17 protein-coding genes and 1 pseudogene are annotated in these 14,015 nt (G+C 69.0%); 11 read left to right on the plus strand and 7 right to left on the minus strand.

Going from position 1 to position 14,015, the window contains the following annotated elements; translation table 11 throughout:
* The first annotated feature begins 11 nt into the window (after positions 1-11).
* The 3 genes from ACWEV0_RS15575 (at position 12) to ACWEV0_RS15585 (ending at position 1,310) form a co-directional block, all read left to right on the plus strand.
* Positions 12-503 (plus strand): NUDIX domain-containing protein, encoded by a 492-nt coding sequence (locus ACWEV0_RS15575; protein WP_453149811.1) that lies wholly within the window; start codon positions 12-14, stop codon positions 501-503.
* Positions 504-569: 66 nt separating this feature from the next.
* Positions 570-959 (plus strand): class I SAM-dependent methyltransferase, encoded by a 390-nt coding sequence (locus ACWEV0_RS15580; RefSeq protein WP_453149812.1) that lies wholly within the window; start codon positions 570-572, stop codon positions 957-959.
* 30 nt (positions 960-989) lie between these two features.
* The gene (locus tag ACWEV0_RS15585; protein ID WP_453149813.1) at positions 990-1,310 is read left to right on the plus strand and encodes a hypothetical protein; all 321 of its coding nucleotides are present in this window, start codon (positions 990-992) and stop codon (positions 1,308-1,310) included.
* A 103-nt stretch (positions 1,311-1,413) separates the two neighbouring features.
* Here ACWEV0_RS15585 and ACWEV0_RS15590 read toward each other — a convergent pair whose 3' ends face one another.
* Together ACWEV0_RS15590 and ACWEV0_RS15595 are read right to left on the minus strand one after the other, a co-directional pair.
* Positions 1,414-1,995 carry an HAAS signaling domain-containing protein gene (locus ACWEV0_RS15590; RefSeq protein ID WP_453149814.1) on the minus strand — a complete coding sequence of 194 codons (582 nt, stop codon included), beginning with the start codon at positions 1,993-1,995 and terminating at the stop codon, positions 1,414-1,416.
* A gap of 32 nt (positions 1,996-2,027) precedes the next feature.
* Positions 2,028-2,561, minus strand: a complete 534-nt coding sequence (locus tag ACWEV0_RS15595; RefSeq protein WP_453149815.1) for a hypothetical protein — start codon at positions 2,559-2,561, stop codon at positions 2,028-2,030.
* A 93-nt stretch (positions 2,562-2,654) separates the two neighbouring features.
* Between ACWEV0_RS15595 and ACWEV0_RS15600 the strand changes: the two genes are divergently transcribed.
* Positions 2,655-2,906: a hypothetical protein gene (locus tag ACWEV0_RS15600; RefSeq protein ID WP_453149816.1), complete on the plus strand. Its 252-nt coding sequence runs from the start codon at positions 2,655-2,657 to the stop codon at positions 2,904-2,906.
* Between the two features lie 444 nt (positions 2,907-3,350).
* Here ACWEV0_RS15600 and ACWEV0_RS15605 read toward each other — a convergent pair whose 3' ends face one another.
* A complete protein-coding gene (locus ACWEV0_RS15605; RefSeq protein WP_453149817.1) occupies positions 3,351-3,578 on the minus strand; it encodes a hypothetical protein in 228 nt (75 codons plus the stop codon).
* Between the two features lie 114 nt (positions 3,579-3,692).
* Between ACWEV0_RS15605 and ACWEV0_RS15610 the strand changes: the two genes are divergently transcribed.
* Positions 3,693-3,893 (plus strand): hypothetical protein, encoded by a 201-nt coding sequence (locus ACWEV0_RS15610; protein ID WP_453149818.1) that lies wholly within the window; start codon positions 3,693-3,695, stop codon positions 3,891-3,893.
* Positions 3,894-4,108: 215 nt separating this feature from the next.
* Complete coding sequence (locus ACWEV0_RS15615) at positions 4,109-4,393, plus strand: DUF3027 domain-containing protein (protein ID WP_453149819.1); 285 nt, start codon at positions 4,109-4,111, stop codon at positions 4,391-4,393.
* 407 nt (positions 4,394-4,800) lie between these two features.
* Here the strand turns inward: ACWEV0_RS15615 and ACWEV0_RS15620 are convergent, their stop codons facing one another.
* Positions 4,801-5,352, minus strand: coding sequence for a DUF6461 domain-containing protein (locus tag ACWEV0_RS15620; RefSeq protein WP_453149820.1), 552 nt, complete (start codon positions 5,350-5,352; stop codon positions 4,801-4,803).
* 1,085 nt (positions 5,353-6,437) lie between these two features.
* Positions 6,438-6,842, minus strand: coding sequence for a type II toxin-antitoxin system PemK/MazF family toxin (locus tag ACWEV0_RS15625; protein ID WP_453149821.1), 405 nt, complete (start codon positions 6,840-6,842; stop codon positions 6,438-6,440).
* A gap of 42 nt (positions 6,843-6,884) precedes the next feature.
* Between ACWEV0_RS15625 and ACWEV0_RS15630 the strand changes: the two are divergent.
* Positions 6,885-7,094, plus strand: a pseudogene (locus tag ACWEV0_RS15630) (transposase); the annotation flags it as partial.
* Between the two features lie 269 nt (positions 7,095-7,363).
* Here the strand turns inward: ACWEV0_RS15630 and ACWEV0_RS15635 are convergent.
* Positions 7,364-7,885 carry a hypothetical protein gene (locus ACWEV0_RS15635; protein ID WP_453149822.1) on the minus strand — a complete coding sequence of 174 codons (522 nt, stop codon included), beginning with the start codon at positions 7,883-7,885 and terminating at the stop codon, positions 7,364-7,366.
* Positions 7,886-8,181: 296 nt separating this feature from the next.
* On the opposite strand from ACWEV0_RS15635, the gene ACWEV0_RS15640 reads away from it, so the two are divergent.
* Positions 8,182-8,514: a hypothetical protein gene (locus tag ACWEV0_RS15640; protein WP_453149823.1), complete on the plus strand. Its 333-nt coding sequence runs from the start codon at positions 8,182-8,184 to the stop codon at positions 8,512-8,514.
* Between the two features lie 490 nt (positions 8,515-9,004).
* Positions 9,005-9,928, plus strand: a complete 924-nt coding sequence (locus ACWEV0_RS15645) for a serine hydrolase (RefSeq protein ID WP_453149824.1) — start codon at positions 9,005-9,007, stop codon at positions 9,926-9,928.
* Between the two features lie 674 nt (positions 9,929-10,602).
* Here ACWEV0_RS15645 and ACWEV0_RS15650 read toward each other — a convergent pair.
* The gene (locus tag ACWEV0_RS15650; protein WP_453149825.1) at positions 10,603-11,685 is read right to left on the minus strand and encodes a YqjF family protein; all 1,083 of its coding nucleotides are present in this window, start codon (positions 11,683-11,685) and stop codon (positions 10,603-10,605) included.
* An 844-nt stretch (positions 11,686-12,529) separates the two neighbouring features.
* Here ACWEV0_RS15650 and ACWEV0_RS15655 point away from each other — a divergent pair.
* Positions 12,530-13,216, plus strand: coding sequence for a DUF4142 domain-containing protein (locus tag ACWEV0_RS15655; RefSeq protein ID WP_453149826.1), 687 nt, complete (start codon positions 12,530-12,532; stop codon positions 13,214-13,216).
* A gap of 305 nt (positions 13,217-13,521) precedes the next feature.
* On the plus strand, positions 13,522-13,854 hold the full coding sequence (locus tag ACWEV0_RS15660) for a class F sortase (RefSeq protein ID WP_453149827.1): 333 nt from the start codon (positions 13,522-13,524) through the stop codon (positions 13,852-13,854).
* The last annotated feature ends 161 nt before the right edge of the window (positions 13,855-14,015 follow it).

The following is a 14,015-nucleotide window of genomic DNA, read 5'->3' on the forward strand; positions in this document are numbered from 1 at the left end:
ATGAGCTCGACATGGCTGCCTCCCGAGGAGTACGCGGCGACGCTGCAAAGGCCACCGTGCTCGGCAGGGTGTTCTTCACCGACGAGGACGACCGCCCGGTGCACCTGCGCGCCGTCTACAGCGCGGAGCATCCCTGGCAGAGGCCGGGCGGTACGGCCGATCCGGGCGAGCGGCCGTGGGACACGGCCGTCCGCGAAACCGCCGAGGAGACCGGGCTTGTGGTGCCGGGCCCGCCGCGCCTTCTGGCGGCGGTTTTCGGACTCCCCGGCGCGGCATGGCCGTTTGCGACCTCGGGCCTCGCCTTCGACGGCGGCCAGCTCTCGGACCGACAGATCGCGGGCATCACCCTCGCGCCCGACGAGCACGACGAGGTCCGGGTGCTGCCGCTTGAGGGCTGGCGGGGGCTGATGCCGGAGCGGGACTTCGCCCGGTTGACCGCCGTCATGGAAGCGCGCCGCACAGGAGTGGCAGCCTACTTCGACACCTGGGACTGGGACGGGTGACCGCCGGGCCGGCACCCACCGGCCCCAAACCAACTGAACTGACCTTGTCGTGTGAGGAGATGACGGATGTATGTCGTGCGATCCGAGTGGGAGAAGCACTATGCCGACGGGAGGGGGTTCCGGCAGATCAGCGACGACGAGCGGGAGCTGCTGACCCGGCGCGTCGCGGCCCCCGAAGGTGGCGGCCGGGCGCTGGACGCCGGCTGCGGAACCGGCGACCTGGCCCTGTTCCTCGCCTCGGTCGGGTACGAGGTGGACGCGGTCGACTTCGCCGACAGCGCTCTGGCCCGCGCACGCGAGGAACACAGCGAAGTGCCGGGGGTGCGGTGGCTGGCCTTGGACCTGGAGCAGGACGACTGGGCCGAGCTGAACGAGAAGGGGTACGACCTGATCGCGCTGCGCCTCGTCGTCCCCTTCATCAAGGACAGGGCCAGGATTCTGCACGCGCTGGGCTAGCGGCTGCGGCCCGGCGGCAAGCTGCTGATCATGACGCCGACCGCCGGATCGATGCCGGTCGACACGCGCGGGGTCGCCCTCGACGAGGAGGAGCTCGCGCTAATCGCGTCGGGCTGGGAACGGTGTGTGCGGGAGGACCTGGACGGGCTGGTGGTGCTCACCCTGCAAGGGTCGTGTCACAGCGCCACGCGCGCGGTGGAGCGTCGGCTCCCGCCCGCCAGGCCGGCGATGACTGCGGCGTGCGCGGTGGTCACGGACGAGACCGGACGCGTGCTGCTGGGCTCTTCCCTGCGCGGGCATGGTCTTTGCGGTCAAGGCGCGGAAGCGGCTCCGGCTCGTCCTGGGCCGTGATGGTCTGCAGGTCGCCACGCATCCGGGTCGCTTTGGACCGGTCGGCGCAGAACTCCAGGAGTTCCCCGCGTCGTGTCGAGGTAAGGGCCGGCCTTTGCCGTGCTCAGGGGGTGGGACGCGCAGTGCGTAGCAGGACGGCCGCGCCGATGGCCGGAACGGTGAGCGAGAGCACCACGATAACGAGCCGCGCCGTATGAGTGACATGGAGGGTGTGAGGGAGGCCTCCGATGATCACCAGCATGGGAACCGCCGTCGTGGTGACTGTGCCGATCACTCTGCTCCGCTGCTCCCAGAGCGGCGAGTCCCACAGCATGATCAGCGAGGCCAGCAGCAGGAACAGCCCCACGACGATGTTGAACAGGAACATCGGCCCGGCCACGGTCAGCATGGCGAGGGTGGGCCAGGCACGCCTGGGCGGCTGGCCCGCGACCGTGGTCGTCGGCCCGCCCTGTGCGCGGCGTGGCGCGGGCGACCCCTCGGCGAGCGCGGACGCGGCCACCGTGTGGGGGTCGCCCAGGTCCGCGAGGACCTCGCGCAGCTGCTGCTCGCCCTCGGCGCCGCTCATTTCGATGTGCTCGCGCAGATTCGCCAGGAGCTCGGCCCGGCGCTCGGCGGGCAGCTCGGCCGTCTCGCGCGCGACGGCGTCGAGGTAGGCGGCCACGAGTGGATGGTCGATGGTGTTCATGAAGGTTCCCCCTATTGTTCGCTCGGCGCCGGCTACCCGATGAGCTGTTTCGCCGCCTGGCGATACTGCTTCGACCGATCTTCCGTCAGTTCCCACAGAGTAGGCACACCGTCCTCTCGCATCCGGGCTTCCGCCTCTTGTTGGCACATCGCTTCGAAGCGGATCAGGCTGTCGAAGTGGCCGATTCGGACGGCGGTCGGCCAGGATGCCGCCGCCTTCGAGGCGAACTCCAACGTCTGCGCCGCCGCAAGGTTCTGCTGCTTCGGCCTGGCCAGCACCACCGTGCCGAACACCAGAGAGGACCATCCTTTGACGAAAGGGTGGCTCGCCAGACCTGCCGGATACCTGGCATCCAGGGACCAGCTCTCGGCGAAAGCAGAGTCGAGCAAGTCGTCGTCGAGTCCTCGACCGTCAAGAAACGCCGTGATGTTCTCCAGCCCCGCCATGATCGGGTAGTAGTGGTCAAGCAGGTCAGATCGAACGGTCAGTACCTGCGCAGCTCCGCCGAGCCGGATGGCTGCGGCACAACACAGCGCCACCCCCGCCGTGTCAAACGTCTCGTCCACGAGCCCCCGCCCCCTGCCCAGCCGCCGATGCCCCCCGGGCACGATAACCGCAAGAGCACCACAAGAAGCGACGATACCGTCGGCGCCCCGCCCGTGACCGGCCTGCCCGGCATCGACGAGGGGGCCCAGCGCCTTCACGCCGCCGCGCACGGCCAGCTCCCGAAGAAGAAGACACCCGCCCAGCGCCGAAGCACACCACCACCTGCCGAAGAGCCGGCCCCGCCGTACGCCGACTACGCCCGGTTCCTGCACTCCCACCTCAACGGTGGAGAGCTCCTGCGCCGCCTCCAGCCCGGTGTGTACCCCGGCCACATGGAGCCCGCACCTTCGCTTGGGAGCAACTGACCGATTTCAGGCCGTACCGCCTCTGGCCAGGACCCGGAGCGGTGAGTCATGATCGCCGTCCCACTCCCCAAAGCACGTACGGAAGGGGCGGTGGAATGAGTGACGGCCGCAGAACGGTGGCGACGGTCGTACGCGTAGGCCCGCAGACGACGCTGGTCGCCCTGTCCGGCTGGTACCGCGGTCAGGTCCTAGCAGCGGTCAAGACCCGAGAACTCACAGCCGCCACAGGTGCCACGTTCCGACCCGGCAAGCGTCTCCTCGATTCTGACCTGGCTATGCATGGCTGCGAGGCCGTCTGACCGCCGTCCGTCGAATACCGCTCCAGGCGAGTGTTCACGGCTGGCACCAGGCCGCACGGCGACTTCCGAGGTTCTCCCGGACCACAACCTGGAGCAGCGGGCGAAATCTGATCTCACCCGTCCGCCGGGACCGTGGAAGACTCGGCTACGCGGACCGCTCACCGTCGTACTCCACAACGTCGCCCGGCAGGATCAGCAGCCCGGGCTCGCCGTCTTGCCAGGCGAGGCCGATCCGACGCACCTGCACCGCCGGGCCCCGCGCGCCGACCATGACGACGGTGGGGTCGATCTCCCGGCCGTGCTCGGCCAGCCACCGCTCCAGGGCCGCAGAGTTTTCGCTGCTCGCCGCCTGCGGCCACTCGAACGTGCTCATCGCCATCCCTCTGTATCTCGTTGCCGGCTTCTTCGCCGATCGTGCCACGGCGCACCGACATGTCCGTGGGCTCGCAGGGGCCCCTACACGGGTTGGGCCGGGCATGATGAACACGTGCCGAGCTATGTGCCCTCCCCTGATGAAGTGGCCGCCGCGATCACCGAGAAGGGCGGGTGGACGAGGAAGCAGCTCGCGGAGTGGGGCATCCCCTCTCCGCCGCCGCCGGGCTGGCGAAGGTACCTGGAGGCGAAGTGGCGCGGCGAGGACGTTCCTGATCTTCCCCGGGACGAGCCCGACCAGGACGCCCTCTTCTAGCCGCAGCCCACCATGCGGGGCCGGTCTGTCACCGGTTCGGGATCACGCCGTCCATGAAGTCTTCGAGGTGGTCCCGTCAGTTGCGGCGCCCTTCAAGCGGAGGCAGCCCGGCGGCCACGCTCGCATGCCAGACACCTCAGGCGCTTAGGAAGTCAAGTTCGCTGCGCTGAGTCCGTGTGTAGCCTGTCAATCCGTTCGAGAGCAAGCGGGGGCGGATGGTGTCTGGCGGGCCGTGGACGGGCGATGACCGTGGCCACAACAACGAGGTTCACGAGCGTTGGCTGCCTCTGCTGAACAGGTCGACCGGAACGCCCGACTATCCGGACGAGTGGTACGACGAGCAGTGCGGCGGATGCCGGTTCTGGGTCGCGCTGAGCGGCGAATTGGGGCGGAACTGGGGAGCCTGCGCCCATGCCGAGTCGAGGTTCGACGGGCAGGTGCGGTTCGAGCACGACGGCTGTCCCTGCTTCGCGGCCCGCGCAGACGGCTCGTTCAGCTGACTGCAACTGCTGGACGATGGTCCGTACACAGCCAGCTAGCCGGTGACCCTGTAGTAGAGGGCTGTCTCGCCGGTGGTTTCGCTGAGCTGCTGGGCCATCTCTTCGACGATCAGTTCGGCGGCTTCTGGCGAGACAGCGCCCTCGACGTATACGGCCCACTTACCTGCGAGTTCCCACGAGACCGAGACCGGGGTTGCTCCGGTACGGAAGGAATGATCGTCCTCTGCCTCGACCGGCTCGCAGAGCAGTGAGCGAGGTTGGAAGAGGGTGGTGTAGTCGGTCCCAGGCGTCGCGGGCCAGTCGTTCCCGCTGGGGGTGCTGATCGTGTACTCAGCGTCGACGGGAACATGCGGACGCTCTTGAGTGGAGGACTCGGCGGGTTACCGTGCGAAGTCGTTATCGGCTCGTTACCGTCCACCACCCATGGGGCGGGATACCTGGCGTGACATCCAGTGCACCGAACGACGAATGGCCCGATCTGGACCGTCGTCGTCGAAGTGGAAGCCGATCCGTCGCATGACGTCGAGGAGTTCGTCGGGCTCGGTGCCCCAGCGGTCCTCCGGAAACATGGGGTCGAAGCACAGCCGCAGCACCTGCTTCTCCGCCCAGAGGAACGTGCCGACGCCGTTGATGTTGACGAAGTGGGATACCCAGCTCGCCCCCGCGGAGGCTGGCAGTGCCTGTTCCTCGGTGACCCCGAGGTAGCCTTTGGGCTCGATCAGCAGCGTCCAGGTGCCCACCGTCGTCATGGCGACCAGCTGCCGGTCCTCCTCGTCGTACTGGGCGAAGGTGGCGTCGACGACTGCGGCTATGCCCTGCAGGGGCGCCTCCGGTCGCCCTTCGAGCCGGGACATCAGCTCAGCGGGCGACAGCCCCCGTACCAAGGTGAAGCAGTACGCCTCGGCGATGTCTGGAAAGTCGTTCTCGAACCACGCGTAGTCCGCTGCCGTCTTCGTCATGCCGCCCATCCTCGCCCCTGCGTCCTACAGCGGCGGTGGCCCGTTCGTCGGCCGAGTGGGAAAGATCTCCGTCGGTTTGGGAAGCGATCTTCGTACGCCTCCGGAGTGCCTGGTCAGACGCACTCGTGAACACCCCGAGCGAGGCCGGCCCGCGACCACGGCATGATCCGCCGGACATGACGAACAGGGTGCCTACGTGCAGGCCCATGCCTCGGTCTCGTATCTGAAACTCGCTGCGCTCGTGGAGAGCTGACCTTCGGCCTCCGGGAACACCCGTAGCCGGCCACACGGCGTTGTCGGTGGCGCGTGGCACGATCGGTGAAGGACCCGTCGACGGGATGCAGGGGGATGACGATGAGCACCCTCGAGTGGCCCCGGGAGGCCGGCCGTGACGAATCCGCGGCTCTGGAGCAGCTGGGCACGGCTGGGAGGTCGATCCCACGGTGTTCATGGCCGGCGCTCGCGGCCCGGCAGTCCAGGTCCGCCGAATCGGCGGCGCGTGGCGAGCCGGGGCTGCTGATACTGCCGGCGAGGTCGTGGAGTTCGACGGACAGCGGATACGGATCGCCTCCCGCCCGGTGGCGGGCTCGTCGGCCCCGTAGGGCTGTGAAAGGGCGGGGGCGCGTCGGCGTGGGCATACAGGCGAGGTGGTGAGGTCCCGGGTCTTGACCGGCGCCAGGATCTGACCGCGGCACCAGCCCCAGTTTACTGAACTGCCCGTTCGCGATGGTCTGCGGCTGGCAGGCTGTGGCGGGTGAGGGTGACTGGCTGCGTTCCACCCCGGGCGCGGCTGACCCCGCGCCTCCGTCCCGCCCCCGCTGCTACCCGCCCGGGCAGCAACCCAGCACTCTTCTCTCCTGGAGCCGTCACCCCATGAGCACACCCCGCCCGCACCGTCGGCACCGTCCTGGCCGCACTGCGCCCACGGCGCCGACCCCACCGATCCCGTCGGCTGTCGCGGCGTCCATGTCCCTGGCCACACCGCCTGCCTCGCCCACCTGACCGAGACCGACCGCGATACCTACCTGGCCGGTCTGACCCCCGGCGCCGACATCGACCACAGCGGGCGTCGGCTCCTTCTCCGTCTACCCGAGTTCACCGAGACGGAGGGCATCCCTTATCTCGCTGAGCTTCGCGGTCATGGCCGGGGTCTGCTCCCGCGCTTGTTCAGCGAGTCGGAGGGCGTCGTCAATCTCGCTGAGCTTCCCGGAGGACAGGACGGCCGCCCGCTCTATCAGGTCGTCCCGGGACACAGTGGTCAGCCACGTGCACGGGGTGAAGCCTGGACGCGGGAACGCGAGCCGCAGCACGCCTTCGAACGGCAGTCCTTCACCGGCGCCGACCGTCACTTCGATGCCCAGACCGCTGATGTCAACGCCCGCCGAAGCGACGACCTGCATCACCCGGATCCCGGACGTGTCGTCTCCCGACAGCAGTACGACCAACCTCCGCTCGTCGAACTGGACCCACCAGACTTCGCCATGTTGCACAAGTCCTCCAGACACACGACGGCAGACAGACGCTGCGCGACCCTGCTCGGGCGAGCCAAGTGGGACGCCGACCAGGTCCGCGACGACGTGCGGGCCTACGTGGTGGAGTATCTGCGGGACGACCAGGCGGTTCTGGTGGTCGACGAGACCGGCGACGTGAAGAAGGGCACCGACACCGTCGGTGTCCAGCGCCAGTACACCGGCACCGCGGGCAGGATCGAGAACGCGCAGGTCGCCGTCTATCTCGTCTACCGCGAATTCGGTCTTGTCAGCGAGTCCGGCGGCCCGGCCGCGGTCGGGGTTCGAGGTCCAGGAACGCGGGACGTACAGTTTCCGGTCTACCGCGGTGTGTCCGCAGCGGCCGGGCGCGGTGCTTCAACCGCTTGAAGCAGTGGCGTGGCATCGCCACCCGGTACGACAAGACCGTCCAGTCCTACGAAGCAGCCGTCACCCTGGCTTCACTCCTCATGCGGGCGTGACCTCACGCCCGTCTCCTGTGGTGCCGCCGAGGAGACGACCGATCAACGCGTATCGAAACCCAGCCGATTAGGTACATCGCCCATTGTGCAGAGCGCCGTGACCTGCTCCTCTAAACGGCTCAGGGCGTCCGTGAGGGAAAGTTGATCGATCCGCTCAAGATAGAGGGTGTGGACATGAGCGCCGAACTCTCCCAAGGGTTGTTCAAGAACGACATCGACCTTGGCTTCAACGATGCACCCAGTTGAGGTGATGGTCACACCTGCCGAGAACCGCAGCTCACTGACATCCGAATCGCCCTCCGCGAAGAAGCCGAAGCAGTGGTGGGTCCTCAGTTCAGGTCCCACAGCATGTTTTTCGATCAAGATGGCAGGCACCAGCCCAGACTCATCGCCGAAGTCGTAGGCGATGTGGAGCTGAGTGGTGAAATCGTCCAGCTGCTTGTGCAGCCGATGCATCGTGGTCAGCAAGAGAGCCGTGCTTGCGGCATCGTCCGCGCCGGTGACGTTCAACATCGGTGGATCATCGCCCATGCACAGCAGCGCTGACACGTGGGTTTCGCTCACCAGGCCGCCTCGTCCTCCACACCCTTCGACCCCCGGCCCATGGTCCGTTTTGACGACACGGCCTAGGTAAATTGACTCGCAGGGTTGTTGACGCGGCTGATCGGAGGCTTGCCTTCGAGTACGTCCTGCCCGCCAGGCCACAGAGGCAGAGCTCCGCCGGCTCCACGACGAGATTCCCACCCGTCCGGGCTTCTGGGCCAAGCACCTGGAAGGCTCCTACGCGGACATCACGTCCCTGCGCGCCGTCGCCGGCATCGGAACTCCGTGGCTGTTCTGCGACCACTTGCCACCGCGAGTTGATCTGGGACACCCACTGCAACAGCCCGCACACCCGCTGGATCCTCAGGAACCACGGAATCACCCTCACCGGCCCCCAGGTCACCGACCTCGTCGACGCAGTGCCATCCCAGGCCCTGCGCGAATCGATGCGTGAGATGCTGCCGGGCCTCATTGCAGACCTGCGGATCTGGGCCCGTGCGCGCGAAACCCTCGCCACGCGCTGGCGCCCCCTGCTCACCCAGGTGATCCAGGACCGGGAGCTGGGCTGGGACCCGACCGACCCGCCACGACCGGGCAGCCTCGAAGCGATGTACGCCTTCGGTGCCTACGCAGAGTCTTTCGCCAGCTGAACGGAGCCGGGCCCGGCCGAACCCCTCCCGTCAAGGACGCGGGCCGGCAGCGCCCGGGTCCCCGAAACCCGCCGCCTGACCAGCACACTACTCAGCCCGCCCCGCCCATCACAGCCCTGCACGCACCCCTGCACGTGATCGAACCGGGCGCAGAAATGACCACCGAGCTTCGGCACGCACGCAGCCACTACCCACAGCAGCTCGCCTTCCCCCAGTGCGCAGACGGTGAAGTCGCACCCGAGCACCAACCGGTGCCAGGAGCCCGGGAAGCCGCGACGAAGGCACCTGCTCGGGCAGTTCGGGGGCTCGGAGTGACCGGCCACTGTTCCCAGGACCAACGGCCGGGCCTTCGCGCGGGGGCGGCATCAGGTCCACGGGGCGTCTGATCCCCCCGGTTCCGCTGGATTCGTACAACCATCCGCGCGCTCGAGAGTCATGCAAGGCGAGCGCGCCCGCAGGCGTGTTCGTTCCGTTTCCAGGGGGGACCCACATGACTCGCCACATATCCCTGCGCGCCCGCGCACTTCCGGCCGTGGCTGCCGCCGGCATGCTCCTGCCCGCCGTCGCGGGCGCGGCGCCCGCTTCCGCCGCCACCGCGCCGCAGGTCAGCTGCACGTCCGGCAAGGCCGGGCTCGCCGCCAAGCTGCAAAGGGACATCACCGCCGCCCTCGCCACGCGCACCGGCACCGTCGCCGTCGGCCTGCGCGACCGCTCCACGAACACCACCTGCACCCTGCGTGCCACGACCTCGTACGACTCTGCCAGCGTCGTGAAGGTGACCGTCCTCGCCACGCTCCTGTGGGACGCCAAGAAGACCAACCGGTACCTGACCTCACGCGAGGCCGACCTCGCCACCGCCATGATCACCAAGTCCGACAACGCAGCCACCACCACCCTGTGGAACCAGCTCGGCATCACCAAGGTGAAGGGCTTCCTGGCAGCCGCCGGCATGACACGGACCGTGCCGGGGTCCGGCGGCTACTGGGGACTCACCCAGATCAACACCACCGACGAGCAGCGACTCCTCTCACTGGTCACCGCCAGGAACACCGTCCTGAGCGACAACTCCCGCGCCTACATCCTCAAACTCATGGGCAACGTCATCACCTCACAGAGGTGGGGAACCCCCGCCGGCGCACCCTCCTCCGTCACCGTGCACGTCAAAAACGGCTGGCTCCAGCGCGCCACCCGCGGCTGGCGCGTACACAGCATCGGCACGTTCCAGGGCAGCGGCCACGACTACACCATCACCGTGCTCACCGACGGCAACAGCACCATGACCTACGGCGTCAACACCATCCAGGCCGTGGCCAAGGTGATCCACCGGGACCTCATCCCGACCGCATCCACCGCCACCCGCTACACACCCACCACCACACCCAAGGAAGCGTACGTCGCGGCACCCCACAACTGACGCCCAGACCACGCACGAGACGGCGAACGGGGGCACACCGGCCGGACCCTGCCCAGCACCGTCCCCCTACAGCTCGCGGTGGCGTTTCTCGCGCGCAGCCAGCGATGACGAGCCACCTCTCGCCATCGACACCGAGCAAGTCCGCGAGAGAAACGGGCTCCTGATCGTGCCCTACAACTCCGAGCAGTACCTCGCCTCGGGCGATGCGAGACAGCAGCTGGTGGACTGCTGGCCCATCCTCGCCGACCTTGAACGCGGAGACGTGCGCTTCGGGACCCTGGACGAGCGGCATCTATGGAAGAACCCCAGCACCTGGCGAGGCTACTGCTCTCCCACAACCACAGTTCCGGGACAGCCGTCAGACCCGGCCTCCGACACAGCGGCAAGCGGTCAACGTCCGAAGGACAAAGTCCAACCCGCCAAACTTCGGTGAGCCGGGTCAGCGTGCCGCTGACCGAAGACACCGGCCGGCCCTGGTAAGTCCCTTACACAAGCGTCATCCACCTGGAATGACAGCCCTCCAACCCCACAGCTCGCCGCTCACCGCGCCGCGCGGGCCATCCCGCTCCCCCTGCCACCATTGCCGAGTGAGTTCGATGAGCCGCGGCACCGTGCGGCTGGGGTTGCCACGCCGCAGGGACCGGTACGTCAGGTCTCCCCGGCAGCGGTCCGGTTCATGCGCCCGCACCGGGCCCGAGTCGGCCGCACCGGCGCCATGCCAGCAGCCATCCGGCCTGCATCGCCGCGTCCAGCAGGTAGGTCGGGCGAATCCGTCCCATCGGCACGTACACCAGGTCGACGGTCAGCAGGGTCACGGCCGTCCCCAGGCCCGTGCGGCGGGCCTGGCGTGCCGTACCTGGCGTGGCCGGGGTGAACAGCATGCTCCAGCCTGCCGTGCCCAGCAGCCCGGCCGTCGTGCGCTGAAGCCAATCCTCTGACTTGGTTCCGAAGACCCACTCGAAGCTGCGCAGGTGCAGCAGCGGCCAGCCGCCGCCGACCAGTTGAACAGCCCCTGGGCCCGCGCTACCAGCACCGGGTTCATCTCTGCCTCCTCGCAGTCGGCCGCACCGGGCGGGAGACGCCAAGGCGGACCTGACGCCGTGGGAGAAGTGCACGAGCGGCTCCTGCGCGGGCGGCGGCAGCCCGGCCGCCAGGGTGAGGGTCTCCTCGAAGCCTTCCAGTCGCGCCGCGCGTAGCGGCCAGGGCTCGTGCTCGACGGGCGTCTGCCAGAGCACGCCGGAGCGCCGTGTGTAGGCCCGCCATCGCGACGTCAGCCACACGTCCCGCCGGGTCGGCCGGACCGGCTCGCCCGGACGCGCCACGACGCGATACCGCGGCCCGCCGCGTTCCCGCGACCCGATGTAGGTCAGGACATCGCCGCCGCGCGACAGGGTGAGTTGCGCGAGGTGGTAGGGCGCGCCGACCGTACGGGCGGCCAGCATGACCGCGCAGTTCACGTCGATGGACAAGAACCACAGCCCGTCCCTGCCGTCCGGCCCGTGCACGTAGGTGCGCAGGTTGGTCTCCTCGAAGGAGGGGAGGGCGGCGGGAAGTCCCGGCGGTCGCACGCCGGCCATCACGAATGGCGTGAGGCTCACCCACGCCCACCGTTCGTGGGTGTCCACCGCGAGCACCTCCGGCAGGAGGCGCTGTACCTGGTCGGGTGGGTACGCCAAGTGCACGAACGTCTGGGTGAGCCAGCCGCCGCACAAGACCGGCAGATACACGCGCTGCTCCGGCGTATACGACACCACCACGCGACACCGAGTTCCCGGGAACTGCGCCTCGAAACTCCGTGCGCGCCGATGCTGATGGACAGGGGTCTCTCACTCGTCGCGCCTCGTCGCGAAGGAAGCGCGCTCGCCGCGGGCCGTTGGGCTGCGGCTGGCGCTCCGACGCGGACGCGGCGGCCCAAGGTCTGCGGCCTGTCGGCCGCCGTGCGCTGTCATGACCCGCCGGCCCACCCGTCCCGCGCCACGGTCGTCACCTCCAGGCGCCAAGTGCTCCCCGGGAGCTCCCCGGGACACCGGCCTGACGCCTCTGTGACCTCGCTCGGCTGCGGGATTTCACGCACCGCCGCCCAGCGGCCGCGCCGGCTGCTCCTCCTGGACCACCGCCCCGTACGTCGTCGTACGTCGTCGCCGCACGCCTCGGCACCGCCTCAGCCCCCTGCCTCCGTCGCCGCCGTGGCCGCATCGCGACGAGCGTACGGTGACCGGGCACGATCGCACTGGAAGAGTTCGCGCCAGGCATTGCGGCACGCTCACTCGTCTCTCCCCGAGTCGATGGCCAGCCCGACTCTGGGGCCCGGGGCCTCGCCGAAGGACCGTTCTCCTGGCCCGGGCGCTGACCGGGACGCCTCCGCGATCCGCACACGCGCCCTCGGTAGCCCGCGCCCAGCCAAGCGATTCAGAACCAGGGTCCGGCCCCGTCGTCGGTCTACTCGCCGACCGGCACGTTCGACTGTCACTCTTTGTAGGCAATCGCACACTCAGAGCGAAGGAGAGGCGTGTCGTGTCGGGCGATATGGCGTGCGGGTGCTAAAGAGGCGCCCGCGTGTCGTGCCGGTGGATGCGTCCGCCAGCGGAAGGAAGTACTCCCATGAGGATCAGCGTCATATCCTCCACCGCGCTCATAGCGGCCGCGGCCACCGCCGTCATCTGCGCGCCGCAGGCCCTCGCCGCCGAGCTCAATGACCAGGACCGGGTGTTCATCAAGGCGGCGCACCAGGGCAACCTCGCGGAGATCGCCTCCGGGCAGGACGCACAACAGCATGTGACCACCTCGTGTGCGAAGGCCGTCGGCGGCGTGCTGGCGCGCGATCAGGGAAAGCTGGACGCGGACGTGACAGCGCTGGCGAAGAAGCTCAGCGTGCCCCTCCCGGCACAGCCGGCGCTGGAGGATGAACAGAAGCTGAAGTCGGTCCAGGCCAAGGCCGGTACGCCCATGTACGACGCAGCCTGGCTGGACGCCCAGGAGGCCGCGCACAACAAGACCCTGGCTCTGATCGACCAGGAGCTCCGGGCCGGGAAGAACAGCGAGGTCTTCGCGGCGGCCCAGTCCGCCCGCCCGGTCGTCGCCATGCACCTGGACCTGGTGCGCGGCGGCACCCGCCATGCCGCGAAGGCCCCCAAGACCGTCCGCGCGGGCAGCGGCGGGCAGCTCGCAGCTGCCGCCGACAGCCGTGAAGTGATCGGTACGGCGGCTGTCGCCGGCGGGTTCCTTCTCGCGGCCGGCGGCGGATGGTGGTCCGTACGATCACGCCGCCGCGCTACCGGCAGGAGCTGACCGGACATGTCGCGAACACACCGTGCCGGCGCCGTGACCGTGTTCGGCGCCGGCACGGTGCTGATGACGGCGGGCCGGGTACTCCTCGACGTCTCCCGGCCTCCGGAGAACGAGGGAACCCTGCCCGCCGCCGTCTCGGCCCCCGCGCGGACGCCCCCGTACCCACCCCCGGTGGCCGTCTCCGGCGGCTCACCCCCTGCGGCCGTCGCCGTCGACGGGCCGCACCGGCTGCACGCCGCCGTCAGCGCCGTGGCAGCCACACGCGACGGAGACCTCACCCTGCCCCAGGACGGCAACCACGTCGGATGGTGGCCCTGGGCGCCACCCCCGGGTCAGCCCGAGGCACCGTCCTGCTGGCCGGACACGTCGACACCGTGGCCGGACTCGGCGCCTTCGCGGAACTCCACGACCTCGACCTCGGCACCCGCGTCGAGGTGACGGGGGCTGACGGCCGCATCCACACGTACCGGATCACGGCGCGTCGCACCTACTCTCGCAGCGCGCTTCCAGCCGACCTCTTCTCCGCGAACGGAACGGCCCGCCTCGCCCTGCTCACCTGCTCCGGCGACTACGACTCCACCACGGGTCACTACGCCGACAACCTCGTCCCCTACGCAACTCCCCTCCCAGCGACCTGACAGCAGCCGACAGGTCACCACCGCCACCACCCTCATCGAAGCAGCACCGCCCTCAGCGCCCGGCTGGTCGCCGCTCCCCGGCAGGTGCCGACGAATCGCTGTCCTTCGCGGAGAAGAACGAGCCAGCCAATGGCAGCTGCCAGGAGGCACCGCGGTGACCC

The sequence above is a fragment of the Streptomyces sp. NPDC003943 genome (assembly GCF_053605265.1).